The 26,175-nt window shown below is 71.1% G+C and carries 23 protein-coding genes, 1 other RNA gene and 1 pseudogene; 15 read left to right on the top strand and 10 right to left on the bottom strand.

Annotated elements, in window-relative coordinates:
- Nucleotides 1-87 precede the first annotated feature (87 nt).
- From ACFVT5_RS35100 to ACFVT5_RS35145, 10 genes and pseudogenes are all read left to right on the top strand, one after another.
- Nucleotides 88-993, top strand: a complete 906-nt coding sequence (locus ACFVT5_RS35100; RefSeq protein ID WP_389896590.1) for a helix-turn-helix domain-containing protein — start codon at nt 88-90, stop codon at nt 991-993.
- Between the two features lie 126 nt (nt 994-1,119).
- Nucleotides 1,120-1,848: pseudogene (locus tag ACFVT5_RS35105) on the top strand (DMT family transporter); the annotation flags it as partial.
- A 136-nt stretch (nt 1,849-1,984) separates the two neighbouring features.
- An RNA gene (rnpB, locus tag ACFVT5_RS35110) (RNase P RNA component class A) lies at nt 1,985-2,386 on the top strand.
- 156 nt (nt 2,387-2,542) lie between these two features.
- Entirely contained in the window at nt 2,543-2,815 is a 273-nt protein-coding gene (locus ACFVT5_RS35115) for a type II toxin-antitoxin system Phd/YefM family antitoxin (protein WP_389896593.1), read from the top strand.
- The gene (locus tag ACFVT5_RS35120) at nt 2,812-3,075 is read left to right on the top strand and encodes a Txe/YoeB family addiction module toxin (RefSeq protein ID WP_389896596.1); all 264 of its coding nucleotides are present in this window, start codon (nt 2,812-2,814) and stop codon (nt 3,073-3,075) included. The genes ACFVT5_RS35115 and ACFVT5_RS35120 overlap by 4 nt, the downstream gene beginning before the upstream one ends.
- Before the next feature lie 208 nt (nt 3,076-3,283).
- Nucleotides 3,284-3,868 (top strand): TerD family protein, encoded by a 585-nt coding sequence (locus ACFVT5_RS35125; RefSeq protein WP_389896598.1) that lies wholly within the window; start codon nt 3,284-3,286, stop codon nt 3,866-3,868.
- 59 nt (nt 3,869-3,927) lie between these two features.
- Entirely contained in the window at nt 3,928-4,227 is a 300-nt protein-coding gene (locus ACFVT5_RS35130) for a trypco2 family protein (RefSeq protein WP_389896600.1), read from the top strand.
- Between the two features lie 128 nt (nt 4,228-4,355).
- A complete protein-coding gene (locus ACFVT5_RS35135) occupies nt 4,356-5,291 on the top strand; it encodes a trypsin-like peptidase domain-containing protein (RefSeq protein WP_389896602.1) in 936 nt (311 codons plus the stop codon).
- Between the two features lie 124 nt (nt 5,292-5,415).
- A complete protein-coding gene (locus ACFVT5_RS35140) occupies nt 5,416-5,580 on the top strand; it encodes a hypothetical protein (RefSeq protein WP_389896605.1) in 165 nt (54 codons plus the stop codon).
- A 39-nt stretch (nt 5,581-5,619) separates the two neighbouring features.
- The gene (locus tag ACFVT5_RS35145; RefSeq protein ID WP_389896607.1) at nt 5,620-7,632 is read left to right on the top strand and encodes an HEXXH motif domain-containing protein; all 2,013 of its coding nucleotides are present in this window, start codon (nt 5,620-5,622) and stop codon (nt 7,630-7,632) included.
- Between the two features lie 52 nt (nt 7,633-7,684).
- On the opposite strand, the gene fxsT is transcribed toward ACFVT5_RS35145, so the two are convergent.
- The 4 genes from fxsT to ACFVT5_RS35165 all read right to left on the bottom strand — a co-directional run bounded on the left by fxsT (nt 7,685) and on the right by ACFVT5_RS35165 (nt 16,213).
- Nucleotides 7,685-11,644 (bottom strand): FxSxx-COOH system tetratricopeptide repeat protein, encoded by a 3,960-nt coding sequence (gene fxsT, locus ACFVT5_RS35150; protein ID WP_389896610.1) that lies wholly within the window; start codon nt 11,642-11,644, stop codon nt 7,685-7,687.
- A gap of 273 nt (nt 11,645-11,917) precedes the next feature.
- A complete protein-coding gene (locus tag ACFVT5_RS35155) occupies nt 11,918-13,363 on the bottom strand; it encodes a hypothetical protein (RefSeq protein ID WP_389896612.1) in 1,446 nt (481 codons plus the stop codon).
- A 177-nt stretch (nt 13,364-13,540) separates the two neighbouring features.
- Nucleotides 13,541-15,145, bottom strand: coding sequence for an aromatic amino acid ammonia-lyase (locus ACFVT5_RS35160; protein WP_389896615.1), 1,605 nt, complete (start codon nt 15,143-15,145; stop codon nt 13,541-13,543).
- Between the two features lie 126 nt (nt 15,146-15,271).
- On the bottom strand, nt 15,272-16,213 hold the full coding sequence (locus ACFVT5_RS35165) for an ABC transporter substrate-binding protein (protein WP_389896617.1): 942 nt from the start codon (nt 16,211-16,213) through the stop codon (nt 15,272-15,274).
- 350 nt (nt 16,214-16,563) lie between these two features.
- On the opposite strand from ACFVT5_RS35165, the gene ACFVT5_RS35170 reads away from it, so the two are divergent.
- From ACFVT5_RS35170 to ACFVT5_RS35185, 4 genes are read left to right on the top strand one after another with little or no spacing between them, the layout of a single operon-like run.
- Entirely contained in the window at nt 16,564-19,557 is a 2,994-nt protein-coding gene (locus ACFVT5_RS35170) for an ATP-binding protein (protein WP_389896619.1), read from the top strand.
- A gap of 2 nt (nt 19,558-19,559) precedes the next feature.
- Nucleotides 19,560-20,033 (top strand): roadblock/LC7 domain-containing protein, encoded by a 474-nt coding sequence (locus ACFVT5_RS35175; protein ID WP_389896981.1) that lies wholly within the window; start codon nt 19,560-19,562, stop codon nt 20,031-20,033.
- A gap of 58 nt (nt 20,034-20,091) precedes the next feature.
- On the top strand, nt 20,092-20,523 hold the full coding sequence (locus ACFVT5_RS35180; protein ID WP_389896622.1) for a DUF742 domain-containing protein: 432 nt from the start codon (nt 20,092-20,094) through the stop codon (nt 20,521-20,523).
- Entirely contained in the window at nt 20,474-21,085 is a 612-nt protein-coding gene (locus tag ACFVT5_RS35185; protein WP_389896624.1) for an ATP/GTP-binding protein, read from the top strand. Before ACFVT5_RS35180 ends, ACFVT5_RS35185 begins: the two co-directional genes overlap by 50 nt.
- 68 nt (nt 21,086-21,153) lie before the next feature.
- Here the strand turns inward: ACFVT5_RS35185 and ACFVT5_RS35190 are convergent, their stop codons facing one another.
- Genes ACFVT5_RS35190 through ACFVT5_RS35200 form a run of 3 tightly spaced genes read right to left on the bottom strand, consistent with a single transcriptional unit; the run spans nt 21,154 to nt 23,704 of the window.
- The gene (locus ACFVT5_RS35190) at nt 21,154-21,828 is read right to left on the bottom strand and encodes an ABC transporter permease (protein WP_389896627.1); all 675 of its coding nucleotides are present in this window, start codon (nt 21,826-21,828) and stop codon (nt 21,154-21,156) included.
- Complete coding sequence (locus tag ACFVT5_RS35195; RefSeq protein ID WP_389896629.1) at nt 21,825-22,571, bottom strand: ABC transporter permease; 747 nt, start codon at nt 22,569-22,571, stop codon at nt 21,825-21,827. Before ACFVT5_RS35195 ends, ACFVT5_RS35190 begins: the two co-directional genes overlap by 4 nt.
- Entirely contained in the window at nt 22,568-23,704 is a 1,137-nt protein-coding gene (locus ACFVT5_RS35200; RefSeq protein WP_389896632.1) for an ABC transporter ATP-binding protein, read from the bottom strand. Before ACFVT5_RS35200 ends, ACFVT5_RS35195 begins: the two co-directional genes overlap by 4 nt.
- 306 nt (nt 23,705-24,010) lie before the next feature.
- On the opposite strand from ACFVT5_RS35200, the gene ACFVT5_RS35205 reads away from it, so the two are divergent.
- A complete protein-coding gene (locus ACFVT5_RS35205; RefSeq protein ID WP_389896635.1) occupies nt 24,011-24,652 on the top strand; it encodes an HAD family hydrolase in 642 nt (213 codons plus the stop codon).
- A 32-nt stretch (nt 24,653-24,684) separates the two neighbouring features.
- Here the strand turns inward: ACFVT5_RS35205 and ACFVT5_RS35210 are convergent, their stop codons facing one another.
- From ACFVT5_RS35210 to ACFVT5_RS35220, 3 genes are read right to left on the bottom strand one after another with little or no spacing between them, the layout of a single operon-like run.
- A complete protein-coding gene (locus ACFVT5_RS35210; protein WP_389896983.1) occupies nt 24,685-25,152 on the bottom strand; it encodes a protein-tyrosine phosphatase family protein in 468 nt (155 codons plus the stop codon).
- A 55-nt stretch (nt 25,153-25,207) separates the two neighbouring features.
- Nucleotides 25,208-25,459: a hypothetical protein gene (locus ACFVT5_RS35215; protein WP_389896637.1), complete on the bottom strand. Its 252-nt coding sequence runs from the start codon at nt 25,457-25,459 to the stop codon at nt 25,208-25,210.
- Nucleotides 25,460-25,490: 31 nt separating this feature from the next.
- A complete protein-coding gene (locus tag ACFVT5_RS35220) occupies nt 25,491-26,027 on the bottom strand; it encodes a DoxX family protein (RefSeq protein WP_389896639.1) in 537 nt (178 codons plus the stop codon).
- Nucleotides 26,028-26,175 lie beyond the last annotated feature (148 nt).

Genomic DNA, 26,175 nt, shown 5'->3' on the forward strand with positions numbered 1-26,175 from the left:
GCGACGAGGCATGGACGACGGGGTTCCGGACGTTGCGCCTGTAGGACCTGGCGCACGGGCCGGTCCCGCGACGAGGGAGCGAATGCCATGGGGGCCTCCGGTACGGGGATACGCGAGGAGTCCGACGGAGTCGGTATCGGGTCCGGACTTGGTGACCGTTCCGCGCCGCGTGAGCTGGCCGTCTGGACCCGTACCCCCCTCGGTCCCGCGGGTCGCGGCGAATCCCTCGACCTGCTCACCGCCCGCTTCGACCGGCACCGCTACGCACCGCACGCGCACCAGGAGTTCACCATCGGCGTCTGCGTCGGCGGCTCCGAGATCATCGACTACCGGGGCGGGCGCCTGCACGTGGGCCCCGGCTCCATCGTTGTCCTCGACCCCGGCGAGGTGCACACCGGCGGCCCCGGCCCCTGCGGCGGCTACGCGTACCGGGCCATGTACCCCGTCCAGCCGCTCCTCACCGAGGGCACCACGAGCCTCCCGCACTTCCGCGACCCGATACTGGACGACCCCGAACTCGCGACGGCCCTGCGTACCGCGCACACCGAACTCAGCGACGGCGCCGACCCGTTGGAGGCCGAGTCCCGGCTGCCCTGGCTGCTCACGGCGCTCGCCCGCCGGCACGGCACCGCCCGGCCCGTACGCGACCTGGTGCCCGGCGCCGACCGCGTCGCCCTCGCCGTACGGGACCGGCTCGCCGACGAACTGCTCGCCCCGCCGTCGCTCGCCGAACTCGCCGCCGAGCTGGACCTCTCCCGCTATCAGGTGCTGCGCGCCTTCCGCGACACCATGGGCCTGCCCCCGTACGCCTGGCTGGCGCAGCACCGGGTGACACGCGCCCGCGCGCTGCTGGAGTCCGGGCTGCGGCCCGCCGAGGCCGCCGCCCTCGTCGGCTTCGCGGACCAGGCCCATCTGACGCGCTGGTTCCGCCGGGTACTGGGGGTCACACCGGCGGCGTACCGGAGGAGTGTGCGGGGGCCGGGCTTTCGCTAGGCGTGCGGGGCGGGTGCAACAGCGTTCAAGACCACGGAGCCCGATCTGTCGGATGCTGCCCGCATGACGGCACGAGGCTGGGTCCTGTTCTCGCTGATGGGCGTCCTGTGGGGCATCCCGTATCTGATGATCAAAGTGGCGGTCGAGGGGATGTCCCCGTCGGGCGTCGTCTTCGTACGCTGTGCCCTCGGGGCCGCGCTGCTGTTGCCCTTCGCGCTCCGGCAGGGCGGACTCGGGCGCACGATGCGTACGCACTGGCGGCCCATGCTCGCTTTCGCGTGCGTGGAGATCCTCGGCCCCTGGTGGACCCTGACCGACGCCGAACGCCACCTGTCCAGCTCCACGGCCGGGCTGCTGATCGCGGCGGTGCCGATCATCGGCGTCGTGGTGGCCCGGGTCTTCGGCCGCCACTTCGGCGCGAGCGAACGACTGGGCGGGCGCCGGCTGACGGGTCTGGGCCTCGGCCTCGCGGGCGTCGCGGTCCTCACCGCACCCCATCTGACCGGCGGCGACACCTGGTCCCTCACGGAGGTCCTGCTCACCGCGCTCGGCTACGCGATCGCGCCGCTGATCGTCGCCCGCCATCTGAAGGCCGTACCGACCCTCCACCTGATCGTGCCGTGCCTGACGCTGGCGGCGATCGTGTACGCCCCGGCCGCCGCGGTGACCTGGCCGTCCGAGCCCCCTACCCCCCAGGTCTGGCTCTCCCTGGCGGGCCTCGGAGCGATCTGCACGGCACTCGCCTTCGTGGTCTTCCTCGAACTGATCCGCGAGGCGGGCCCGACCCGGGCGGTCGTCTTCACCTACGTGAACCCGGCGGTGGCGGTCGCGGCCGGAGTGGCGTTCCTGGACGAGCCGTTGACGGCGGGCGTGGTGACGGCGTTCGCACTGATCCTGGCGGGTTCGTTCCTGGCGACGGGGACATCGGCGGGGGCGGGGGCGGGCGGGACGGGGCCCCGCTCGCGCCGGGTAACATGGTCATCACGGCAGACGAGCCGGGCGGACGGCCGCGTGGAGTCCCCTTAGGGGGCTTCCCGAGGAACGTCCGGGCTCCACAGGGCAGGGTGGTGGCTAACGGCCACCCGGGGTGACCCGCGGGACAGTGCCACAGAAAACAGACCGCCGGGGACCTCGGTCCTCGGTAAGGGTGAAACGGTGGTGTAAGAGACCACCAGTGCCCAGGGTGACCTGGGCAGCTAGGTAAACCCCACCCGGAGCAAGGTCAAAAGGGAGCACCCCGGTGCTCCTGCGCGGACGTTCGAGGGCTGCCCGCCCGAGTCCGCGGGTAGACCGCACGAGGCCGGTGGCAACACCGACCCTAGATGGATGGCCGTCACCCCGACGACCGCGAGGCCCCGGGGAACAGGACCCGGCGTATAGCCCGGCTCGTCTGCCCTTTGTAGCTCTGTCCTGGGATTTTGCCCGGGGCGGGGCTGTTTTTGTTGAGGGAGCCTTCCCGCTTCTGTCTCCGGTTTCGTTTCGCGGCTGTGGTACGGATTTCAGTACCAGTCAGGTACGATATTTTGTACCAGTCTAGAGAGGAAGTGTCATGACCCTCACCGCCAGCGAGGCGCGCAAGGAACTCTTTCCCCTGATCAAGAAGGTTAACGACGACCACGCGCCCGTTCGCATCCACTCGAAGAACGGCGATGCCATCCTCATGTCCGCCGAGGATTACGACGCCTGGCAGGAGACCGTCTACCTCCTGCGATCTCCGGCCAACGCCCGCCGTCTCATGGAAGCTGTCGCCCGCGACCGGGCAGGCCGGACGGGGACGTCCAAGACCCTTGACGAGCTCCAAGAGTTGGTCGGTGAGGAGTGAGGGGCGTCAACTTCGACCCGGCCGCCTGGGACGACTTTCAGCACTGGCAGGAGACCGATCGCAAAATGGCGCGCCGCGTTGTTCGTCTCGTCGGAGAGATCCAGCGCGATCCGTTCAACGGCATCGGCAAGCCTGAACCGTTCAAAGGAGACCTGTCCGGCTACTGGTCGCGACGCATCGACGACGAGCATCGCCTCGTCTACCGAGCCGATGACAAAGAGGTCAAGATCCTCAAGGCTCGCTATCACTACACCGACTGAGCGGAACAGCCGCGAAGGTCGGAGACCGTTGTCGTGCGGCATGTCGTTGCCCACGGCCGACAGCCCGACTCGGCTGTCGTTCTTCGCTGTTGTTCTGCTCCGGCGTGCTCCTCGGCATGGGTGATGTCCCACCTGGTGGGGCGAATCGTAGGGGTACCAGGCACACTTCTGGTGTCGTGGTTTCTTTTCTTCGTTTTGAGGATTGCGCATGATTACGCTGAAGAAGGAAGACGGGCCGGCGGATCTGGGTGGGGTGACTCATCTGTCCATCGGGGTGTCCTGGGACCCCACCGCCGGGAGCAGCGGCGGGGTGATCGGGAAGCTTCGCCGGAAGTCCGGTACCGATCTCGATCTGATCGCCGTCGCGATGCAGGGGGCCGATCCGGTGCGGCTCGCCGGGCTCGACTCGTTGGATCCGCTGGGCAACGGCTCGCTGGTGCACACCGGGGACAACCAGACCGGGCACGGCGACGGTGACGACGAGACCGTGATCGTCGAGTTCAGCAAGGTGCCGGACAACATCACCTCCATCGTGTTCATCGCCGCCGCGTACAAGAAGGGCAGCGCCTTCCAGAAGGCGCGGAACATCAGCTTCAAGGTGTACGACGCCACCGGGGGCAGCACCGAACAGGTCGCCGACATCTGGCCGAGCCTGCTCACCAACGACAACGGCTGCGCCGTCGCCAAGGCGATGCGGGACGGCGCGAGTTGGAAGCTCCAGGTCATCAACGAGACCGGGAAGATCAAGCAGGGCGACGAGCAGGCCCTCATGCGCTTCGCCGTCAGTAAGTAGTCAGTACGTCAGCGCATTGTGGTGGGTAGGAGAGATCCGGTGGGGGAAGGGGGAACTCCGTGATTGAACTCGCTGAGATGATCGGGCAGTTGCGTGCCGAGCTGGCTCGCGCCATGGTCGCCGCCGAGGGGGAAGAGCTGCGGTTCGGGCTGGGGACCGTCGAGTTGGAGGCCGAGTTCGTCGTGGAGCGGTCCGCGGGGGGCGAAGGCCGGGTGCGGTTCTGGGTGGTCGAGGCCGGCGCCTCGGGCCAGGTCGGCACCAGCGCCACCCACCGGGTCACCCTCAGCCTGGAGCCGCTGCTGCGCGACTCCGACGCCCGGCCCTGGGTCAGCGGCGCCGAAGCGGCGGGTGAGCGCTGACGTTCCCCCGCCAGTCACCCGACGCGTCCGAAGTCCTCGAAGCCGGTCGCGTCGCCGAAGTGATCGTCGGGCTGCCGGGCGGACAGCCCGGCCGCCGCGGATCCGGCTACCGGGTCACGCACGGCTGCGTGCTGACCGCCGCACATGTGGTGGCCGGGCCCACCGCGGCGGTCCGCGTACGCTTCGACGCCGACCGGCCCGGCGAGTGGACCTCCGACGCCCGGATCGTGCTGCTCGCCGAGGCCGCCGACATCGCCCTCCTGGAGATCGCCGACCCGGCGGCGGGGGCCGGCGCCGGGCCTGTCCGTTACGCGTCGGTGCCCGACGCCGACCTGGTCCTCCCCTTCAGCGCCGTCGGCTTCCCCCGCTTCAAACTGCGCGGCCACGACGGCGGAAACGGCCGCTACCGGGACTCCAGCCATGTCACCGGCACGGTCTCCGTACTGTCCAACCGCCGTGAAGGCACGCTCGAACTGGCCGTCGCCCCACCTCAGGCCGACCCCGACCCCCGCCGTTCCCCGTGGGAAGGCATGTCCGGCGCCGCGGTCTGGTGCGACGGTGCCGTCATCGGCGTCGTCAGCGCCCACCACCGTACGGACGGGCTCGGGAGACTCGCGGCGAGCCGGGTGGAGCACTGGTACGACGCCCTGTCCCCGGACGAGTTGGACCGCTGCTCGCGGTACGCCGGGCTACCCGCGCGGCACGGGCTCGGCGCCGCCACCGGCTCGCGGCAACTCCCGGTACCCGGGGGACTGGCAGGGCTGCCCGCCGACCTTCCCCTGCGCGAACTGGCCGATCTGGTCGACGCGTTGGTGACACTGCCCTCCCTGCGCGCTCCGACCAGTCTCGCCCTCGTACTCGACAGCATCAGCGCGGAGATCGCGGCCAACAGCCCCCGGGACCCACGGCTCAGGATGGATGTCTACGGCATCGTCCGCACCTGTCTGCGCTATCCCGGCACCCTCGACCAACTCCTCGAAGCGGTACGCCTGCTGGACGGTCCTTCCGCCGAAATGGCCCACGTGGACCGGGCTGTTGCCCAACTGGCGGTGCGTCACGGCTGACTTGATGTCGCGACGCGCCCAGGTGCGGGGTTTCGCGGGGTGCCCCGCTGGGTCATGATGAAGGGGGCACGGACCGCGCGGACATGGAATCACGGGAGGGGACTTGGCAGCCATGGAGCAATCGATGCCTGCCATCGAATCCGGTCTCGTGGATCTCTCGGGGGTTTCTCTTGAAGCGCTGCGCTCCATGGACGGCACGGCTGTCACGGAGTCGCTGCAACACCTGCTGCTCCTTATCGACGGTCCACAGGCCATCACCGTCTCGTACAACCCGTCCCGCTTCGACTGATCCGGCCGGAGTGATCGGTACGAGGCTGTGGAGGACCCCATGACGGGGGAGTCGGTGCCGGGCGCCCCGGCGCCCGACCTTCCCTATCACAGCCTCTCGGTCGCCGCCTTACAGGCCATCGCACACGGTGAAGGTGACGGCTCGGCGGTCCGTGAACTGCTCGGGGCCGAGCGCAGCCGCCGGCTTCTGTTGCTACGGGCACTGGACGACGGGGTCTCGCAGACCGACGTAGCGCCGCCGACCGACATGGCGCCGCAGGTCGACATACCGTCGCAGGACGGCACCGGGATCTCGCACCGCGCGGGTTGGGACCTGCTGGAGCGCGTCCAGGCCCACGCGCCCACCGTGTTCGAGGATGTCCTGATGTCCCCGCACACCGGCATGTGGCTCTCCCTGGCGTTACGGCAGTTGAGGGGCCGGCTCTCCGAGGACGCGCCCCTGTGGATCGTGCTCGGGCATCTCTCCGCCCTGGCCGCGTCGGCCGGCGCACGGGCCGGCCTCGACTTCGCGATCACCGTCCCCGTACGCCACGGTCTGGTGCCCCTGCCGACCCTGGGATGCGCCGTACTCCCGGTGACCGAGCCGTGGAGCGAGGCCCGTGTCGAGGCCAAGGACGGGCGGCTGACCGTCACCGGCGCCCCCGGCGAGGTCGTGCTCCGGCCGAACGGCACGCGACCCGGCTGGGAGGCCACGGCACCCGGCTGGCACGCCGTACGCCGCGTACTCCTGGACGCCGAACGGACCCCGAGCGACGCCGAACGGATCCTGAGTGACCAAGAAGGCGCCCCGACCGACCCTCAACGGCCCCTGACCGACCCCCAACGGCCCCCGAAACCCGTCGTCCTGGAAGACCTGGACCCGTACCGCACCTTCCCCCGCCCCAGCACCCCCCGCCCCCTCCCCGCCCACGAGGCCGCCGACTGGGAGCGCATGCTCGTCGGTGCCTGGGAGGTCCTGCTGCGGGACGAGCCGGAGAGCGCCGACGCGATGCGGCAGGGGCTGATGTCGATGGCGCCCGCGCCGAGGAGAGAAAGGTTTCGGCCGTACAGCGGAACGGCCGGCGACGCGTTCGGCGGCATCAACGCCTCCCTCCCGGACGACGTCCCGCAACTCGCGGCCACACTCGTGCACGAGTTCCAGCACACCAAGCTCGGCGGCCTGATGCACCTGGAAGCCCTCACCGTGCCGACACCGGCCGGTGCGGCACCGAAGGAACGGTTCTACGCGCCGTGGCGTGACGACCCCCGTCCCCTGGGCGGTCTGCTCCAGGGGATCTACGCCTTCGCCGGTGTCACCCGGTTCTGGCGGACCCACCGGCACACCGCCGACGCCGCGTACGCCCCGCTGGCGCACTTCGAGTTCGCGCTCTGGCGCATCCAGGTGTGGTCCACGCTCACCCTGGTCCGCGACCACGAGCAGTTGACACCGCTCGGACGGCATCTGCTGGCGAGCCTCGCCGAGCGCTGCGCGCCCTGGATGACCGACACCGTCCCGGCCGCCGAACTGGCGCTGGCCGAAGAGGCGGCGGCCGACCATCACGCCCGGTGGCGCGCCCATCACCTGCGGCCCCCCGCCACGGCCGTCGCGGAGGCGGTGAGCGCCTGGCGGCGCGGCGACCGGCACCCCCCGGCCGCCCTGGCCGACGCACCCGAACTCGTCCCGGACCCCGAGATCCGGTTCCTGGACAGCGCGGCGGTCCTGACCCGCTACCGCCTCGCCGAGCCCGACCGTGCCTGGCGGCACACCGCGGCCGAGACCGTCGAAGGTGCCAGCGAGGCGGACGTCCTGCTGGCCGTCGACGAACACGCCGCCGCACGGGACGTCTTCGTCGCCCAACTGTCCGACAAGGGCGCCCCCGTCGCCGCCTGGACCGGCCTCGGCCGAGCCCTGGCACACGACGGCGACGAAGCGCACCGCACGGCGGCCTCCGCCGCCTCCCGCCTCCTCCTGCACTTCCCCGAGCGCGCCCGCGCCGTACAGGACGCCCTGATCGCCACGACGGGCCGGCCCGCGGATCCGCTACGTCTCGCGGCCTGGCTGGGCCACACCTGACGTCGGTACGGATCGTGCGGACCGGCCCGTCGGCCGGGGTCGCCCCGGTCGGCTACAGCAGCATCGGGTCGATGTCGCAGTTGCCCCGGAGGCCCTCCTTGGCCTGGACGGTGGCCGGGTGCGGTCCCGCCGAGCGGGTGCGCAGCCGGGGCGCGTCGAGGACCCGCTCCATACGCGTCAGGGTGTCGAGGCGAAGCGCCGCTCCGTCCTCCTCCTCGCCGACGGCGATCATGTCCGCCGCGAGATTCCCCGCGCACACCAGGGTGGTGGGGTGGTCCACGCCCAACGACGTCCGGCACAGCGCCAGCGTCTCCTCGCCCCGGGTACGCGCCTCCTGGTGCTCTCCGAGCGCGACCAGGTCGCTGGCCAGGTTGATGGCGCAGGCGAGGGTGTGCGGGTGTCCGGTGCCGAGCCGCTCGGTCAGCAGGCGGAGCGCGGCCTCGTCGAGACGGCGGGCCTCTTCCGCGTCGCCGAGCAGACGCAGCGTCACCGCGAGGTCCACATCGGCGGCCAGGACGTGCGGATGGTTGGGGTCGAAGACCTGCCGGTAGCCCTCGCACGCCTTGAGGCCCCGGGCCCGCGCTGCCTGGAGGTCGCCGTTCTCGCGCAGCGCGACCGACAGGGTCAGTGAGGCGGACAGCGACTGCTGGTGGGTGTCGCCGTAGCGCCGGGTGAACCGGCTGTGTGCCTGCGTCGCCAGGTCCAGGGAGCGCGCGTGGTCACCTTCCTTGCGGCACGACTCGCTGAGCTGCCGCATCCCGGTGATCGTGGCGGGGTTGCCCCGGCCGAACACCTCGCGGTACGCCTCCACCACGGCTTCCTGGAGGGCGCGTCCGCCCACGTAGTCCCCGGTCTCGCGGGTGTCGATGGCGACCGAGTTCTCTGTCATCAGGGTCGCCCGGCTGTCCCGGCCGAACAGGCGCATCTTCAGGGCGAGGGTGTGCTGGTCCAGCTCCAGGGCCCGGCGGAAGTCGCCGGCGACACGCAGACTGACGCCGAGGTTGTGCGCGATGTTCAGGGTGGTGGGGTCGTCCTCACCGAACGCCCTGCGGGCCCTTTCGTAGGCTGTCTCGTCCAGTTCGACTCCGGCGATGAAGCGGCCCTGGATCCGGCCCACGGCCGCTTCGAGCTGGATCGCGTCCAGGGCGTCCTCGCGGGTGTCCTCGCGGTCGGTGGGGGCGGTGCGCTCGTAGATCTCCTTGAGCTGCGCCACCAGTTCCGCCGCGCGGTCGAAGCGGCCCACCTTCTGGTACACGAAGCAGAGCCACTGGCCCATGAGGAGGGTCTGCTGGTCCTCCTCGCCGAAGATGGTCCGCCAGGAGTTCCACGCCTCCTCGGAGAAGTCGAGCGATACCTCGTGGTCGCCCCAGTAGTAGAGGTACTGGGCGATGTTCATCACGAGCTGCCGCATCCACGGCTGGTCGGACTTGACCGCCTCGGAGGCGATGACGTGGGCGTACAGCTCCGCGTACTGCGCCCAACTATCGGGACTTCCCGGGGATTTCGGGTCGGCGGCGGCCAGCAGGGTGTGGGCGCCATGGCGCATGCGGGACTGCTCCTCGACGGTCATGCGGTTGTTCAGAACGAGTTGCACCAGCCGGTGCATCTCGATCGAGTTGGTGCGGTAGTCGATCCGGGCGAGCGAGTAGCGGTTCACCTCCCTTATGGCCCGCGCGAGCTTGATCGGGTCGTTCAGGGTGGCGTCCAGCTCGGGGAAGATGCTGCTGTTCCCGAGGCCCGAGAAAATGGAGCGGGAGATCGGGTCCGGCGCGAAGTAGGAGCACAGCTGCAACAGTCGAAGCGCCGCCGGGCTGCGGTTCTCCAGATGGTCGAGGGAGACGTTCCACGCGGCGGCGACGGGCAGTTGGTAGTCCGGCGGCGGAGCCACTTCGAGGAGTTCGGTCCGCTTGCTCTCGAACAGCCGCAGATACTCGGACGCGGGCATACCGGTCTCCGCGCGCCAGGCGGCGGCCTGCTCCAGGGCCAGCGGCAGATCGCCGAGGGCCTCGGCCAACTGGTCGGCCTCGTCCTCCTGGAGCGGCGGACCGGAACGGCGCAGCAGCTCCTTGCTCTCCTCACGCGTGAACACGTCGACTTCGAGGGAGCCGCCGACCAGCCCCCAGCGCCGGTTGCGCGAGGTGACGAGGATCGTGCCGTCGCCGCCCGTGGGGAAGTAGTGGCGGACCTGCTCGGGGTTGTCGGCGTTGTCGAAGATGAGCAGCCAGCGGGAGAACGGCCGCCCCTCGCGCAGCGCCTCACGGACCGCGGGTCCCGCGATGTTCGCCTCGGTACTGGTCTCCAGGCCGAGCCGCCCGGCCAGTTCCACGAGGGCCTGCCCGATCTGGCCGGGCCGCTCGGACGGAATCCACCACACGATGTCGTAGTCGGCCTGGTGCCGGTACGCGTATTCGATGGCGAGCTGTGTCTTGCCGACGCCGCCCATTCCGTGGATGGCTTCCGGAAGGACCGTGGTGGTGCCCTCGCGCAGTCGTTCGTCGAGCAGTTCGAGCAGCTCCATGCGGCCCGTGAAGTTCTGGTTCCGGGGCGGCAGGTTTCCCCAGACGCGCGGCTGTGATGTGCGGTCCCCCTCCACCGTGCGCTGGGGCGAAGTCGACATGTCCGAGGCTCCTTCAGAAACATGGTGCGAATCAGTGGCATCAAGGTGTCCGGATGCCGGGGTGGTCGGGCCGGACGGTGCGCGGCCCGCCGAGGTATGGGGTGTTTTGTCCAGGCTCACCGCGTAGCGACGATCGTGCCAGCTGAGGACCGTGGCCAGCATCGCGGCACGCTGCGTGTAGCGGCCCGAGAGCGCCCGTAGCGCCGCCAGCTCCACGCGGAGGAACGCGATGTTACGACTCGTCACCCGGGGCATGGCCAGGGTGTCCAGCGGTTCGCCGGGCGGCGGAAGCAGGGCGGCGGCACCGGCGGGCCCGGCGACCCTGGCGTCGTCGGCGAGCAGCGCGCGTACGTCGCGCAGGATGCGGACCGTCTCGCTGCGGCGCCCCAGGGCGAGCAGTTCCTCGCGGATGTCGGGCGCGAACGAGAACACCACATCGGCCGGGCCCCGGCCCGGCTCACGGGCGGCCCTGACCAGACCGCTCATCAGCAGCTCGGACACCTGGACCGGGCCCGCTTCCGGTGTCGTGCCGACCACCCGGCGGATCACCGGCAGGCTCAGCGGGGCGGCGGACAGCCGGGCCGCGAGGGCGAACGCGGTGGGCGATGCGGCGGCCCGGAACTCCGAGACCCGATCGGCCGCCGGCACCGTGCTGTTCGGGTCGGGGACATCGTCCCGCCAGGGCAGCGCGCGCGCCGCGTCGGGCCTGCGCTTCCACTCCCTGGCCCGAATGGCGGACAGGTCGAGCCACTGCGGCTCGGGCCGCGACACGAGCCGCGTCCACGCCGTCGCCCAACGGCTGGTCAGCGCGAGCACCGGTACGAGGACCGCGTCGCCGTCGGACTCCGGGTCGTCGGCGTCACCCGACTCCACGGGGGCGTCCCGCAGCTCCCAGTCGAACACGGCGTTGGCCGCCCAGGCATGGGGCGCACGGACGCGCACACGGCAGACGTCCAGGCCCGTGCGGTACCAGAGATGCTGCGGCAGAACATGCGCCACCGCGACGGGATACGTGCGCCCCGAGGCGCGTAACAGGGGCTGGACGGCGCCCGAAGTCCAGCCGGCGGCCAGGCCGTCCGTCACGAACAGCACCATCCGGCGCGCGTCCGCCGGTTCGCCGAGCGGCTCCTCCAGGCGTACGAGGGCCGGATCGGTCTCGTCGGTGCCCCGCAGCCGCACCACCCGTACCCGGGTGAAGTCGCCCGCGCGGTCCAGCTCACCCGCGAGTTCCTCGACGGCCTGGTCCCAGACCGCCATCGTCAGGTGGGTGTCGAGGACGAGGACCGCCTCCGCGGGCCGGTGCCCGCCCGGCTGTCCAAGTCGGCTCAGGACCTGCGCGGCGTCTCGTCGTGCCCGCGTGGCCCGTACCGGTCGCTGCCCGTCGTCCTCATGCATATGCGCTCTCAAGGCGTCGATGTGACGGTGAGAGTTGCACGGAATCCCGCAGACCGTCGGCATGCGAGACATCCACATGCGAAGCCTGGCAGTGCCGCGGCGCTCGGGGCAAGTGCGCAGCGTGGGCCGGGACGGGTGCGCGCACCGGCACGCCGGGGGGCACACAGGCACCTGGCTGCGGTTGTGCGGCGGTGGAGTCCGACGGGGTCACGGCGTGGCGCACCTTTCTCGCCGTGTGCGGGCGGTGCCTGACTGTGCGACGCGTGCGCCGGGTCACTGCTTCACCGGCGCACGGTCGGGTCCGGCGGGCCCCGGTCTGCGCTCCGGATCGTCGAGCAGGATCGCCAGATGGCGCCCCACATGGCTGTCCCAGCCCTCGGGCCCCATCGCCAGGGCCTCCCTGCGCCATTTTCCGGCGCGCTCCATCAGCCCGGCGAGCCCCCTGTCCTGCACGATGTCGGCGACCGCCTCCTTGAACGCCGGGTCGGCGCAGTCACCGCGGTGCCAGATCATCGCCGGAATCCCGGCGCGCAGCCCGGCCAGGAACTCCTCACGGCCGGCCGGTGACGCGCTGCCCGGCGGCTGGCTGAGCACCAGACAGACCGCGTGCTCGTCCTCCTTCAACTCGCGCTCCAGATGGAAGTGCGAGCGGCCGGGCCGGTTCCAGTACGAGTGGCTGTCCGCCGGCTTCTCCTTGAGCTGGCGCCATTTGTTGTGCCAGGGCCGGTGCCAGGCCGCCTTGCGGAGCCGTTCGAAGCTGCGGACGAGGACCGCGTAGTCCATCACCAGCGGGGTCGGGGACGGCGAGGAGGACTCCTTGTGCCACCACTCGACCGGCTCCCCGAGGAGTTCCCACGGCAGGATGAATTCGAGTACGACGGGTTGCCGCAGATCCGCCCACCGCTCCTCGGTCTGCTCGATGAGGAGTTCGACCTCGCCGGGCAGGTCGTCACGGTGCAGATGCAGGGTCTCGCCCGGGATCGGATGCCAGCCCTCCGCGTCGGACTGCCGCCAGTGCGTGAGGTAGTACCGCTCGGGGTCGACCCCGTCGGGCTCGAACTGGATCATCAGATACGCGGGGACCATCGACGGGGGCGCCTCGACGACACCGCCGCGCTGCCAGTCCGCCATCGTGTCCTCCAGGCCCCAGACGCGGGCCTGCTGCCGGTTCCAGTGGCGCAGCCGCTCCGCCGCCGCCACCTGGCCGTCCTCCACCAGATGGTCGGCGGCCAGGGCCAGGAACGCCATGCTCACCGGCAGTTCCTTCGGGCCCGAGTTCTCCCCGGCGAGCCGGAGGAAGACCGCCCAGCCCGTGTCGCACCATGCGGGCAGCTCCTGCACCCGGGACCGGCTGGCCCGCCGTGCCAGGGTCGCGAGACCGGCCGACGAACGCATCTCGAACAGGATCGGCCGTAACGGATGCAGATCGGCGCCGTCGAAGAAGTCCATGGCCTCCCACTCGTCCACCAAGCGCCGTAACGACGCGACGGCGGCGGACTGTTGCTCCACATAGCCCAGGCAGCGCACCAGACAGGGCAGACCGTCCGGGACCTGCGCGGATGTCTCCACCAGGTTCATCAGCCAGGGCCGCAGCGCCTCCGCGCGCTGCGGCTCCACCGATGTGCCCAGCTCCTGGCCCAGCATGCTCACCCACAGATCGGCACTGCTCGTGTGCCGTACGGTGGCCGACTCCTGGAGCACGTCGACAATGCCGGCCACCAATTCGTTGCGAACCCGCGCAGGGCTACGCCCTTCCACCCCCGTGACCTCCCGATCGCCGCTGTCTGCCGTCGAGTTCGGTATTGCCGACCAGCGTAAGGCCAGGGTCACACCCGCGTCTGCGGGTCGAGGGAGCGGGAAATCATGGAAGGGCACCGCCCGGAGGGGACAGGGACGTCAGTCGGGCAGGGTCGGGAGGTCCGTGAGGAGGCTGGTGGCGCGGGTGATGTCGTCCGTGAGAGGGCGGTCGGTCATGTCCGGGTTCAGGGTGGCGGACGCCAGGGCGTAGGCGCGGCCCGCCGGGGTCGTGGGGGACGGGGGCGTGCCGAGCTGGCGCAGGGCCCTTACCGCGGTGACCAGTTCACAGGCGAGCACCAAGCGGTACGCGTCGGCCGCGCGCAGTGCCTTGCGGGCCGCCTGCGTCGCGAAGCTGGCCGCCTCCTCGACGCCGTGCGACAGGACCACATGGCCGAGAGTGGCCGGGGTTGCGCACGCGTGGATCTCGGCGACGGCCGCCGCCGCGCCGTACTCCAGGATCATCATGCCCGAACTCGCCGACGCCTCATCGGCCAAGTAGGAGCGCAGACCGGTGAGTTCGGGTCGGCCGAGGCCCGAAAGGCGGGCCGTGGACAGCCGGGCCGTGCCGAGCACCGCCAGACACAGCTGGTCGAGGGCGAGGGTCAGCGGGGTCGCGAAGAAGCCGCCGTGATGGTGGGCGACCGGCGTCCTTCCGTCGGGGTCCCAGCCGATCAGGGGGTTCTCGGACGCCGAGTTGAGGTCGATCGACAGCACCCGCTCCAGGGTCGCGTGCGCCTCCATCGCCGGGCCGTGACTCTGCGGGAAACAGCGGAACCCGAAAGGGTCCTGGACCCGGGCCGACGGCGGGAGCGGTCCGTCCGGGACGCCCAGGAGATGGCGTACGTGGGTCGCGGCGCGCAAAGTCGCCGGGTGCGGGCGGGCCCGGTGCACCTCGGCCGCGTACGCCTCAAGGGAGCCGCCCGTCGCGAGCAGCGAGAGGGCCGTGACGGTGTGGGACGCGCGTAGCAGGACGCCCAGGTCGTGACAGGCGAGCGCGGACTGGCCGAGCGTGAGGGCGTTGCTGCTCAACAGGGCCAGTGCCTCGCCCTGTTGAAGCGTCAGGGGCGCGGGCGCGCCCACGGCACCGTCCCCGGCCGGACCTTCCCCTCCTTCGCGGTGCCACTCCCGGTACCCGATGAGGGTGAGCCCGGTCTGCGCGAGCGCCGTCAGGTCGCCCGTGCCCACCGCCCCGTACTCGTTGATCTCGGGACGCACCCCCGCCCGCAGCGCACCGGCCAGCGTCACCGCGTACTCGGGGCGCAACCCCGAACCGGCCGCCAGCAGTTGGTTGACCCGCACCGCCATCATCGCCCGTACGTCGCGGGACGGCAGGGGGTCGCCGATGCCGCCCGCGTGGCTGAGCAGCAGCCGCAGGTCGTGCCCGGCGCCGTCCCGGTCCTGGACGGTCATTCCCCGGTGGGCGCCGACCCCGGTACTGCGCCCGTACACCCGGGCGCCCTCCGCGGCCATGCGCCGGGCGGCCCGCCAGGTGTGCTCCATCGCGTCGAGCGCCGCCGGGTCGATCTCCGGTACGGGGCCGCCGCCGGCGATCCGGGCGACCGTGTCCACGTCGAGCCTCCGGCCGTCGAGCCGCGCGCCGGTGACCGTGTCCACGGTGACCGGATCCGACGTGACCGGATCCGACGTGACCGACCCCGCGGTGGGCGGACCGGCCATGGGGGTACCGGCTGTGGGTGTCAGCATGAAGGCCGCTCCTCGACTCTGCTCGGCGGATGTCGACTTGGTGGATGTCGACAGGGAAAGCCGCCCGCCCCGGCCTGATCGACCGGGACGAACGGCGCGTCCCGCTGGTGGTTCTCAGCCGGTCCGTCAGGTGAGTCCCTGGGCGGACAGCCACGACTTGGCCACGTCCAAGGGGTCCTTGCTCTCGTCCTGCACCTCGCTGTTGAGCTTCAGCAACGTCGCCGTGTCGAGCTTGGCCGACACCGCGTTCAGCGCGGCCACCCCGGCCTCGGGAAGGTCGCTTTTGTACACGAGTGGGGTGACATTCTCAAATCCGAAGAGATTCTTCGGATCCTGGAGGACGACAAAATTGTTCTTGCCGATACTCGGGTCCGTGGTGAAAACATCTGCGGCCTGGATGTGGTTGCCCTTGAGGGCCGCCACGGTCAGCGGGCCACCCGCGTCCAGCGCCTTGAAGGATTTGAATTCGACGTCGTATAGGTCCTTGAGGCCCGGCAGACCGTGCTTCCGGGTCTGGAATTCCGGCGAGCCGCCGATGACCATCTCGGGTGCTACGTCGACAAGGTCGGCGATGGTGGACTTGTCCGTGAGGTTGTATTTCTTGGCGGTAGCGGCGTTGACGGCCACCGCGTCACGGTCCTGCGCCTCGGACGGTTCGAGCAGGGTCAGTTTCGGGTCCAGCTTGGCCTCGATGGCCTTGCCCGTGCCCTCGACCGTCGTCGGGTGCGCCTTGGGGTCGAGATAGGCCATCAGGGCGCCGTTGTACTCCGGCAGAACCGTCAGCGTACCGTTCTTGATCAGACCGTACGTGGTCTCCCGGCTGCCGATGTTCGGCTTGTAAGTGACCTTGATCCCCTTGGCCTTGAGCGCCTCGCCGTAGATGTCGGCGAGCAGGATGCTCTCGGGGAAGTTGTTCGAACCGACGACGACCGTTCCGCCCTTGGCGGCCTGGTCACTGGTCAACGGGTCGTCGGAGGAGCTGTCGTCGGAGGAACCGCAGCCCGTGAGGGCGGCGGCGAGCAGAACCAGCAGGGGGGCGGCGGTCGTCCTGGCGGTTCTGGTGGTCATGACGCGTCTCATGCGGTCTCATCCAGACTCGGTCTAGGCAGACGACGCCGGGATCCGGCGTCGGCGTAGCGTCGATCCAAGCGAGCCGGGTTACCGACCGTCAAGACACGAATAGATCACTGAAGGACACTGGACGACTTCACACAGTGCGCTATGCGGCTAAGATCGAGCGAATCGAACATGACCGCTTGTCAGTTTTTGGTTGACTCATGGCCGTGGTGTTCCGTTACTCGCTACTGTGGGCACCCCGAAGGCCCCGCTCCGCTTGACCAGCCTGACCCGCTGTCACGGCCGCGAATCCACCCGGCACGGACGGCGGGCTGCCATGGGAATGAAGCCAAGGAGGTTTGGTGCCCGCGCACAGGAAAGCCGTCCGGAGACAGCCGTCCGCGGCTCCCCGAATACGCCGGACGGCAGCCCTCCTCCTTGACCGTTGGCCTTTCCGCAGGAAACTCAACGTCCTGGTCGTCGTCCCATTGGCCATCGTGTCGGCGATGCTCGCCTGGGTCGTGTACGGACAGGTGGGACAGGCCAGGACCGAGGCCAATACCGCCCAACTCGTCCGCGACAGCGCCCAGGTGGCGAAGCTCATCGACGCCGTCGAGACCGAGCACCGCCAAGCGCTCCTGGTCTCCCTGCGCTACGAGGCGGCGCGCCCCGGCGCCAGCCCGCCCGACACCTCCTCCTACCTCCAGGCCCAGCAGAAGACCAACGCCCAGGTCGACGCGGTCCGCGCGGCCTTCGGTGACCGGCTGCCCGACGTCGAGGCGCAGGCCCTCAAGGAGCTGGAGGGCCTGGACAGTCTGCGCCAGACCATCGAGCAGGGACCGATCCCCGCCGACAACATCGACCCGGCCTACAGCTCCGTACTCGACGAACTCATCAACGGACTCGGGCTCGGCCAGTCCGGCAGCGAGTCCTCGTCGTCCGCGGGCAATCTGCTCGACGCGCTGCTGCGCGCCGACACCGCCCACGCCTCCTTCGAGACCAGCGTCTTCTCGGCCAGGACCCGTGACCCCAACGCGCTCATCGAGTTCACCGGCGCGGTCGGCGACTACGAGCAGTACACCTACCAGGCCGAACGTTTCACCCGCTTCGCGACGCAGGCACAGGGCGCCGAACTCGCCGGCATGGAGCGCAGCCCGTACCAGGGCGTCATCGCCCAGCACTACGCGGCGCTCCAGGTCGACCCCAGCGGTCTCGTCGCCGAGAACCCCGCACAGGTGCGGGCCGCGCTCGACGAGGCGCTGCGCGCCGACCCGACCTACGAACGCCAGGCACAGAACCGGCTGAAGATCACCCAGTCCCTGATCGGGCAGATCGCCACCAAGACCCAGACCCAGTCCAACGACGCCTGGTGGCGCGCCGTCTGGCTGATCGCGGGCACCATCGCCGCCTTCGTCGCCTGGTTCCTGTTCTCGGTGCTGATCCGCCGGTCCGTGGTGCGGACCGTGCAGGTGCTCACCGGCGCGGCACAGCATGTGGCCGCCGCCGCCGAGCAGGAGTTGGCCCGGGTCGCCGACGACGACTCCGAGGACACCAGCCCACCGCGCCTGGAAGCGGTGCCGGTGCCGGTGCGCGACGAGATCGGCGAACTCGCCGAAGCCTTCAACCAGGTGCAGATCACCGCCACCGCGCTGCTGGAACGCCAGGTCGTCAGCCGGCGCAACATCGCCGAGATGTTCGGCAACGTCGGCCGCCGCGTCAGCAACCTGACGGCACGTCAACTCGCCCTGATCGACTCGGTGGAGCGCGGCGAGACCGACCCGGACGTCCTGGACCGCCTCTACCGCATCGACCACATCGCGGTACGCCTCCAGCGCAACGCCGACAGCCTCATGCTGCTCGCCGGCATCCGCGAGGCGGGCCTCGGCACCGGACCGATGCGGCTCAGCAACATCGTGCGCGCGGCCCTCGGCCAGATCGAGGCGTACCAGCGCGTCACCCCGCACGCCGAGGGCGATGTGACGGTCGCGCCCGACATCGTCAGCGATCTCACCCTGATGCTCGCCGAGTTGCTGGAGAACGCGGTGACGTTCTCGCCCGCGTCCAGCCGTGTCGAGGTCGTCCTGCGGCCCCGCCGCGACCCGGCCACCGGCGACGGCGCGCTGATCGAGATCATCGACCACGGGCTCGGTATGAACGCCGAGCGGATGGCCGAGGAGAACGCGCGTCTGGTCCGCCGGGAACGGCTCGACCTGGTGCCCACCGAGGTACTGGGCCTGTTCGTGGTCGGCGGTCTGTCCCGGCGCTGGGGCATCGAGGTCGTCCTGTCCCGCACCCCCGGCGGCGGTGTCACCGCCACCGTCGGAATCCCCGCGACCCATCTGCTGCTCGCCGACCCCTCCGGTTCCGCGTCGCGCGCCCCGCACATGCTGCCGCCCGCCCGGCGCGGTACGTCGATCTCGCCCCGCCCGGCGATGGTCGAGCCGCCCCGCGACCCGGCCCCGGGCCGTTCGGCACTTCCCCGCCGGATCCCCGCAGGATCGGGCCGGGGAACCGGCGGCCACGGGCGCCCGTCCGAAGCCGTGGACGGCATCGGCAGGGAGGACGCCTTGACGCACCACCCAGGCGGGCACCACCCGGGCGGACATCACGGGCATCACGCAGGCGGTCCGGGAGCGCCGCAGGGCCGTGGGGCCGTCGGTCCCGCGATGCCGCCGCGCGGACCGGTCGGTGGTTCCGGCATGCCGCCCGGCCCACCGCCGAGGACCGGTGGCCCCGGCATGGCGCCGCCGCCCGCCAGGCCCGGCCCGCCCGGTACGCAGCCCCCGTTCCCACCACGACCCGGAATGCCCCGCCCCGGCAACCCGGGTACCGCACCGCCCCGAGGCGGCGCGCTGCCGCCCCGCAGCGGCGGCCCCGGCATGCCACCGCCCCGCAATGACGGCCCTGGATTGCCACCGTCCCGCAGCGGCGGTCCTGGAATGCCCCCGCCCGGCACCGGCGGTCCCGGTATGCCGCCGCGAGGCGGTGGCGCGGGCGCGCCTCCGCCCCCCATGACCGGCGACGGCACCGCGCCGCCCCGGTCGGGCGAGCCACCGCGCCCGCTGCGGCGCCGGGTGCGCGGTGCGACCCTGAAGGCCACCACCGCGTCCAGCGTGCTGTCCAAGCGGCCCACCACCCAACGGCCCCCGAGCCAGCGGCTGCCTGCCTGGCGGCCCAGCGACGCGGAGGCGGCCCGCACCGAGATCGACGAGTTCGAGGCAGCCGTGCAGCGCGCGCACCGCGAGAGCGCCGCCGCTGAGGGCCGTCACGGATCGTCCCCACAACCCCCCGGCGCGCCGACGGCGCACACGTTTGACGACAACAGACCCTCATTCCCGGAAGGCATGAGCCAGTGACCATGTGGACAGGTGGGCCGGAGTCCGGAGCGGTGGAACCGGTGACGGACATGCGTGCCGCCGCTGCCGACTTCAATTGGCTGCTCAATCGATTCGCCACCGAGACGGCCGGTGTCGTCGACGCCATCGGGGTGTCGTCGGACGGCCTGCTGCTCGCGGTCTCCCAACTCCGCGGCCAGGCCGACTCGGAGCGGCTCGCCGCGATCGTGTCGGGCATCACCAGCCTCGCCATGGGCGCGTCCGGCAACTACGGCCTGGGCGGCCTCAACAAGGTCATCATCGACCTGGAGGGCGGCCACCTCCTGGTGTCGGCCCTCGGCGCGGGAGCCGTACTCGGCGTCATCGCGTCCAAGGAGGCGAAGCTCGGCAACATCGCCTACGAGATGACACTGTTCGCCAACCGCGCCGGCACCGCGCTCAGCCCACAACTCGTCCTGGAACTGAAGAACACCGTGGGCATCGCGTCGACGGGCTGACCGTGTGCCCGACCGCGGCGCCGCGTGAGGGCCCGTGAGGTGAAGAGGGAGGACCGCGATGACGGCCGGTGACACACCTGCCGCCGACGAGGCCGGCTGGGGGATCGAGCCACCGGCCTCGGTCGTCCGTCCGTTCCTGCTGACCGCCGGGCGGATCGCGGGGGGCGACGGTCTCGTCCCGCCGGTCCCGATCGAGACGCAGGTGGTGGCGACCAAGCTGGGCCTGTCCGCGCTGGACGCCTTCGTCTTCGATCAGCACCGCGACATCGTGGCGGTCTGCCGTCAGCCCCAGTCGCTGGCGGAGATCGCGGCGAAGCTGCGTATGCACCTGAATGTGATCCGCGTCCTCGCCGAAGACCTGCGCGCCGACGGACAACTGGCCCTGTACGCGCCGCAGGCCGCATCCGCGCGGGACGTCACCGTATTGCGAAGGGTTATCGATGGTCTCCGAGCTATCCCCGACTCCCGGGGAGCCATCCGTGAAGGCTGACACGGACAGAACCCGGCCGCCGCTGCCGGTGAAGATGGTGATCGCCGGCGGGTTCGGCGTGGGCAAGACGACCACGGTGGGCGCGATCTCCGAGATCGAGCCGCTGACCACCGAGGCGTCCATCACCTCCGTGGCCGCGGGCATCGACGACCTCACGCACACCCCCGAGAAGACCACCACCACGGTGGCGATGGACTTCGGCTGTGTCACCCTCGACCCGACGCTGAAGCTCTATCTGTTCGGGACACCCGGCCAGGAACGCTTCGGGTTCATGTGGGACGACCTGGTCGAGGGCGCGCTCGGCGGGCTCGTGATCGTCGACACCCGCCGGCTGGACGACTGTTACGCCGCCGTCGACTACTTCGAGCACCGCGAGATCCCGTTCGCCGTGGCGGTCAACGCCTTCGACGGAACGGTCGAGCACAACCTGGACGACGTGCGGTGGGCGCTGGACGTCGGCGACCATGTGCCGCTCACCGTGTTCGACGCCCGGGAACGCGGCTCCGTACGGGACGCGCTCCTCGTCGTCCTCGAACACGCCCTGGCCACCGCGGAGCAGTGACAGAGAGACATGGGCCGGCCGGGTACGCGTCACGCGTACCCGGCCGGCCCATGTGCCGTATCAAGGGCTCACGCCGTACGGCGCCTGCGGACCCCCGGTGACACCCACACCCGGCCCGCCGCCCAGAACAGGCCGAGCACCAGGAGCGCCAGCATCGCCGTGAGCGTGGCGCCACCCACCACCTTCTCGTAGTTCCGCTGGTACAGGCCGTCCACGATGTACCGGCCGACGCCGCCCAGACTCACGTACGCCGCGATGGTCGCCGTCGACACGATCTGGATCGCCGCCGACCGCAGACCGCTGAGGATCAGCGGCAGCGCGACCGGCAGTTCGACCTGGAGCAGGATCTTCGCCGGATGCATGCCCATGCCCTGCGCCGCGTCCACCGGCGCCGGGTCCACGCCCCGCACGGCCTCGTACGTGGTGACGAGGATCGGCGGGACGGCGAGGACGACCAGCGGGATCATCACCGGCAGCACGCTCAGCCCGAGCCAGACGAACATCAGCACCAGCAGACCGAACGTCGGTAGGGCGCGGCCCGCCGCGGCCACCAGCGCGAGCGCGTTGCCGCCACGTCCGGTGTGCCCGGTGATCAGACCGATGGGCAGGCCGATGGCCGCGGCGATGGCGAGTGCGGCGGCCGAGTACTGCACGTGCTCCCACACGCGCTGCGGAATGCCGTCGTAACCGTGCCAGTGGGCCCCGTCGGAGAAGAAGCCCTGCACGAAGTGGAGAACGTTCACGAGACACGCTCCGGTGCGCGGGTGGACGACGTGGTCGCGTGGGGGGCGTCCGCCTTGGAGTGCCGCGCGGGAGTGCGGCGAGCGCCGGAGCCGGACGTATGGGTGGAGGGTGGCTGCCAGGGCGTCAGGACGCGCCGCAGCAGGACGAGCAGGGCGTCCACGACCACCGCGAGGACAGCGGTCGTGACGACGGAGGTCACCGCCAGCTTGGGCCGGTCGTAGAGCATCGCGGTACTGAGGAGATTACCGAGCGCGCCCTGGTTGCCGATCAGGGCGCCGACGCTGACCAGGCTGATGCTGGACGCGGCGGCCACCCGCAGCCCGGCGATGATCGCCGGTACGGCGATGGGGAGTTGGACCTGCACATAGCGGCGCACGGGTCCGATGCCCATCGCGGCGGCGGCCTGGTTCGTCTCCTCGGGTACGGCCCGTACGCCGTCCACGACGGCCGGGACGAGGACCACCAGGCTGTAGAAGCCCAGCGGGATCATCACCGTGGTCTGGCTCAGCCCCGTGTAGTCGATGAGGACCACGAAGAACGCGAGCGACGGGATCGCGTACAGCACGGTCGTGATCCACAGCACCGGTGGATAGAGCCACTTGAAGCGGACGCAGAGCGCGCCGATCGGCAGCGCGGCGGCGAATCCGGCGAGCACCGGGATCAGGGCCTCCTGCAAGTGCCAGGAGACCAGGCCCAGATAGCTGTGCTGGAGGTCGCTGGGGATGTCGAAGAACCCGTTCACCGGCCTGCCTTCACCTGCGGGGCGTCCTCGGGGACCGCCGCGTCCGGGCGCCCGCGCGCGGCGCGGACCGCCGCCGAGACCGCGTCCTGTCCGGCGACGCCCAGGACCCGTCCGGTCCGGTCGACGGCGACGGCCTGCCCGGTCGGCGAGAGCACCGCCCGGTCCAGCGCGACCCGCAGCGAGTCCCGGCCCACCTCGAAGGTCTGCCCGCACGGCAGCAGGGCCTGTACGTCGCCGCGCGACACCGTGGGATCCGCCCAGCCGAGCGGCCTGCCGTCGGCGTCCGTGACCAGCACGGGGCCCGGTCCGGAACGCTCCGCGATCTGCTGCCAGTTCGCGCCCGCCGGGAAGACCCGGCTCCGGTCGACCGCCAGGTCGCCCGTGGACAGGAACGACAGGCCGCGGATGCCCCGGTCGGCGCCGAGGAACTCCGCCACGAACGGGTCGGCGGGCGCGGCGAGCAGTTCGTCCGGTGGCGCGTACTGCGCGAGCCTGCCGCCAGTGCGCAGCACCGCGATCCGGTCGCCGATCGTGATGGCCTCGTCGATGTCGTGCGTCACGAAGACGATGGCCTTGCCGAGTTCGCTCTGGATCCGCAGCAACTCGTCCTGGAGACCCTTGCGTACGACCGGGTCGACCGCCGAGAACGGCTCGTCCATCAGCAGTACGGGCGGATCGGCCGCAAGTGCCCTGGCGACACCGACGCGTTGCTGCTGGCCGCCGGAGAGCTGGTACGGGTAGCGGGCGGCCATCGCCGGGTCGAGGCCGACCCGCTCCATGAGTTCCGCCGCGCGGGCGCGGGACCGCTGCCGGGTCCAGCCGAGCAGCCTCGGCACCGTACCGATGTTGTCCAGGACGGTGCGGTGCTGGAACAGCCCGGCGTTCTGGATGACGTAACCCATCGAACGGCGCAGGGTGTTGACCGGCTGCCGTGTGATGTCCTCGCCGTTGAAGCGGATGGTGCCCGAGGTCGGCTCGACCATGCGGTTGATCATGCGCAGGGTGGTCGTCTTGCCGCAGCCGGAGGGGCCGACGAGCACCGTGATGGAGTGGTCCGGAATGTTGAGTGACAGGTGATCGACAGCCACCGTGCCGTCCGCGTACCGCTTGCTGGCATCCTCGATGACTATCAAGCGTCGAACCCCTTCGGGAATGGTCCTGTTCGAACAGATCGCGATCAACGGCGATCAAGCGTGCGAGGGGGTGCAGTCTAGGACGCCCGCGCCCGCCACACTGAAAGACCCCGGAAATCGGTCGATCAGTCGCTCGATCGCGTGGTCGATCAGTCAGTCCATCGGCTGGTCGATCGGCTGGTCCATCGGAGTAGTCCATCGGAGGGACGCCCCGCCCTGTCGGCCTGCCCCGCAGACGAGTTCAGTTTCCGCGCGCCCCGGGCCGCCGTCCCTGTCCCGGGCACCCCGCGCCCTACGCTTCGTACGGTGATCGAAACCATTGTGCTCGACGTCGGCGAGACCGTGATCCGCGACGACCGGTACTGGTCCGGCTGGGCCGACTGGCTCCGGATCCCGCGCCACACCGTCTCCGCGCTGGTCGGCGCCGTCGTCGCCCAGGGCCGTGACCACGACGACGCCCTGCGCCTCATCAGCCCCGACATGGACATCGCGTCGGCCGACCGCGCCCGGAACGCGGCGGGCCGGGGCGAATACCTTGACGAGACCGACCTGTACCCCGATGTGCGACCGGCACTCGGAGGGCTGCGTGAGCGCGGGGTGCGCGTCATCGTCGCGGGGAACAGGACCGCCCGCGCGGGCGACCTGCTGCGCGGGCTCGACCTGCCCGCCGACCACGTCTGCACCTCGGGCGACTGGGGCGTGGCCAAGCCGAGCCCCGAGTTCTTCGAGCGGCTGCTCGACGTCTGCGGTACGGCGCCCGAGCGGACCGTCCATGTCGGCGTCCATCCCGCGCACGACGTCTTCCCGGCCAAGGCCGCCGGGCTGCGCGTCGCCCATCTGCGCCGGGGGCCCTGGGGACATCTGTGGGCGGACGACCCGGAGGTGCTCGCCGCCACGGACTGGCAGGTGGGCAATCTGACGCAGCTCGCGTCGATCATCGCCGACTGAGCCGACCGACCTGCCCGGTCCCATGTCGTGCCCTAGCCGGTGTGGGCCGTGAACTCCCGTACGTAGCGCCGCTGCCACGGTGTCTCCACGGCGTGCCGGTCGTAGTGCTCCCGTACGTACGCGACCGCACGGTCCGCCGGTACGCCGTCCAGGACCGCCAGACAGGCCAGAGCCGTCCCGGTCCGGCCCCGGCCGGCGCCGCACGCGATCTCGACCCGCTCGGCCGCGCACCGCTGCCACACGTCGGTGAGTACGGCACGGGCCTCCGCGCGGTCCCGGGGCAGCCGGAAGTCGGGCCAGCGCAGCCAGCGGGACTCCCAGTCGGTCGCGGGCGGCTGCTTGCCGAGCAGATACACGCCGTACGCGGGGGTCGGGCCCGGCGGCAGGGGGTGCCGCAGACCGCGGCCCCGGACCAGCCGGCCGGACGGCAGCCGCAGGATTCCGGCGACCGGGTCACCGTCCCGTCCCCAGGTCTCGTTCACCGTGTCGCGCGCGTCCATTCGGTCGTCGGTCATCGGGCCACGGTAGGCCGGGGGAGCGGGGCGCGGAGAGGGTTCAGCCCTTCTTCTCGCTCCGGCCGTCCGGGCCGCCTTGGCCGCCCTGGTCCTCGTCCGGGGTGCGTGCGGTGCCGGAGCGGTCCACCTCGAAGACCCGGCGCGGCTGCCCGGCGGCGCCGCGCGGGCGCTTCCCGGACGCGGGTGTCCCGGCCGTCTCGGTCTGCTCCCGCTGGTTCTGCTGCTCGCGCTGCTTCCGCTGCTGCGCGCCGGTGGACTTCTCGTCGTGCGGGTCGGACTTCCTGGTACTCATGGGGGCCTCCTCTGTTACGCCGAACGGGTGGTCAGTCGTCCTGCTGCGCCTCCTCCGCCGCCGCCCGGACACGGCGATTGCGGGCGCCGACGACCTGCACGGCGGCGGCCGTCGCGACCGCGAAAGCGAGGGGCACCATCCAGTCGCGGTTGACCATGTGGCCGAGTGCCTCGTCGAGGGAATAGCGGCCGGGGCCCGCGACGGCGATGCTCGCGGCGGCCAGGCCCAGCAGGCCCGGCAGTTCGAATCCGCCGTTCTGGCCGAACCAGCCGTTCGGGGCGAGCACGGCCGACGCGCCCGCCATACCGCCGGCCGCCGCCGCGCCCGCCGCCGGGGTGGCGAGACCGAGCGCGAGGAGGGTGCCGCCGCCCGCCTCGGCCAGACCGGACGCGACGGCGCTGGGCCGGCCGGGCGTGTACCCCATGGACTCCATGGCGGCACCGGTCGCCTCGACGCCGCCTCCGCCGAACCAGCCGAACAGTTTCTGCGTGCCGTGGGCGGCCAGCGTGCCGCCGACCCCGAGACGGAGCAGCAGCAGGCCCAGGTCACGCCGGTCGAAGCAGCTCACGGTGGGGTCCTCTCGCGGGGGTACGGACGGATGCCTGTGTCCCTCCACGGTGGCACCGCTCGGGCCGCTCGGACGTGCTTCCGCCGCCGTTCGGGTGGCGGGCGGGTGGCGGGCGCCCGAGGCCGGTGTTTGTCTGGGCGGGGCCGCG

Origin of the sequence: Streptomyces sp. NPDC058001 (assembly GCF_042886315.1) — a bacterium.
In the GTDB taxonomy this organism is placed as follows: domain Bacteria; phylum Actinomycetota; class Actinomycetes; order Streptomycetales; family Streptomycetaceae; genus Streptomyces.

Bases quoted from the DNA above. Each gene is read 5' to 3' on its own strand.
- ACFVT5_RS35100 (WP_389896590.1), top strand. From the start codon at position 88: ATGGGGGCCTCCGGTACGGGGATACGCGAGGAGTCCGACGGAGTCGGT.
- ACFVT5_RS35165 (WP_389896617.1), bottom strand. From the start codon at position 16,213: ATGACCACCAGAACCGCCAGGACGACCGCCGCCCCCCTGCTGGTTCTG.
- ACFVT5_RS35125 (WP_389896598.1), top strand. From the start codon at position 3,284: ATGATTACGCTGAAGAAGGAAGACGGGCCGGCGGATCTGGGTGGGGTG.
- ACFVT5_RS35115 (WP_389896593.1), top strand. From the start codon at position 2,543: ATGACCCTCACCGCCAGCGAGGCGCGCAAGGAACTCTTTCCCCTGATC.
- ACFVT5_RS35175 (WP_389896981.1), top strand. From the start codon at position 19,560: ATGTGGACAGGTGGGCCGGAGTCCGGAGCGGTGGAACCGGTGACGGAC.
- fxsT (WP_389896610.1), bottom strand. From the start codon at position 11,644: ATGCATGAGGACGACGGGCAGCGACCGGTACGGGCCACGCGGGCACGA.
- ACFVT5_RS35180 (WP_389896622.1), top strand. From the start codon at position 20,092: ATGACGGCCGGTGACACACCTGCCGCCGACGAGGCCGGCTGGGGGATC.
- ACFVT5_RS35160 (WP_389896615.1), bottom strand. From the start codon at position 15,145: ATGCTGACACCCACAGCCGGTACCCCCATGGCCGGTCCGCCCACCGCG.
- ACFVT5_RS35185 (WP_389896624.1), top strand. From the start codon at position 20,474: ATGGTCTCCGAGCTATCCCCGACTCCCGGGGAGCCATCCGTGAAGGCT.
- ACFVT5_RS35215 (WP_389896637.1), bottom strand. From the start codon at position 25,459: ATGAGTACCAGGAAGTCCGACCCGCACGACGAGAAGTCCACCGGCGCG.
- ACFVT5_RS35145 (WP_389896607.1), top strand. From the start codon at position 5,620: ATGACGGGGGAGTCGGTGCCGGGCGCCCCGGCGCCCGACCTTCCCTAT.
- ACFVT5_RS35140 (WP_389896605.1), top strand. From the start codon at position 5,416: ATGCCTGCCATCGAATCCGGTCTCGTGGATCTCTCGGGGGTTTCTCTT.
- ACFVT5_RS35210 (WP_389896983.1), bottom strand. From the start codon at position 25,152: ATGGACGCGCGCGACACGGTGAACGAGACCTGGGGACGGGACGGTGAC.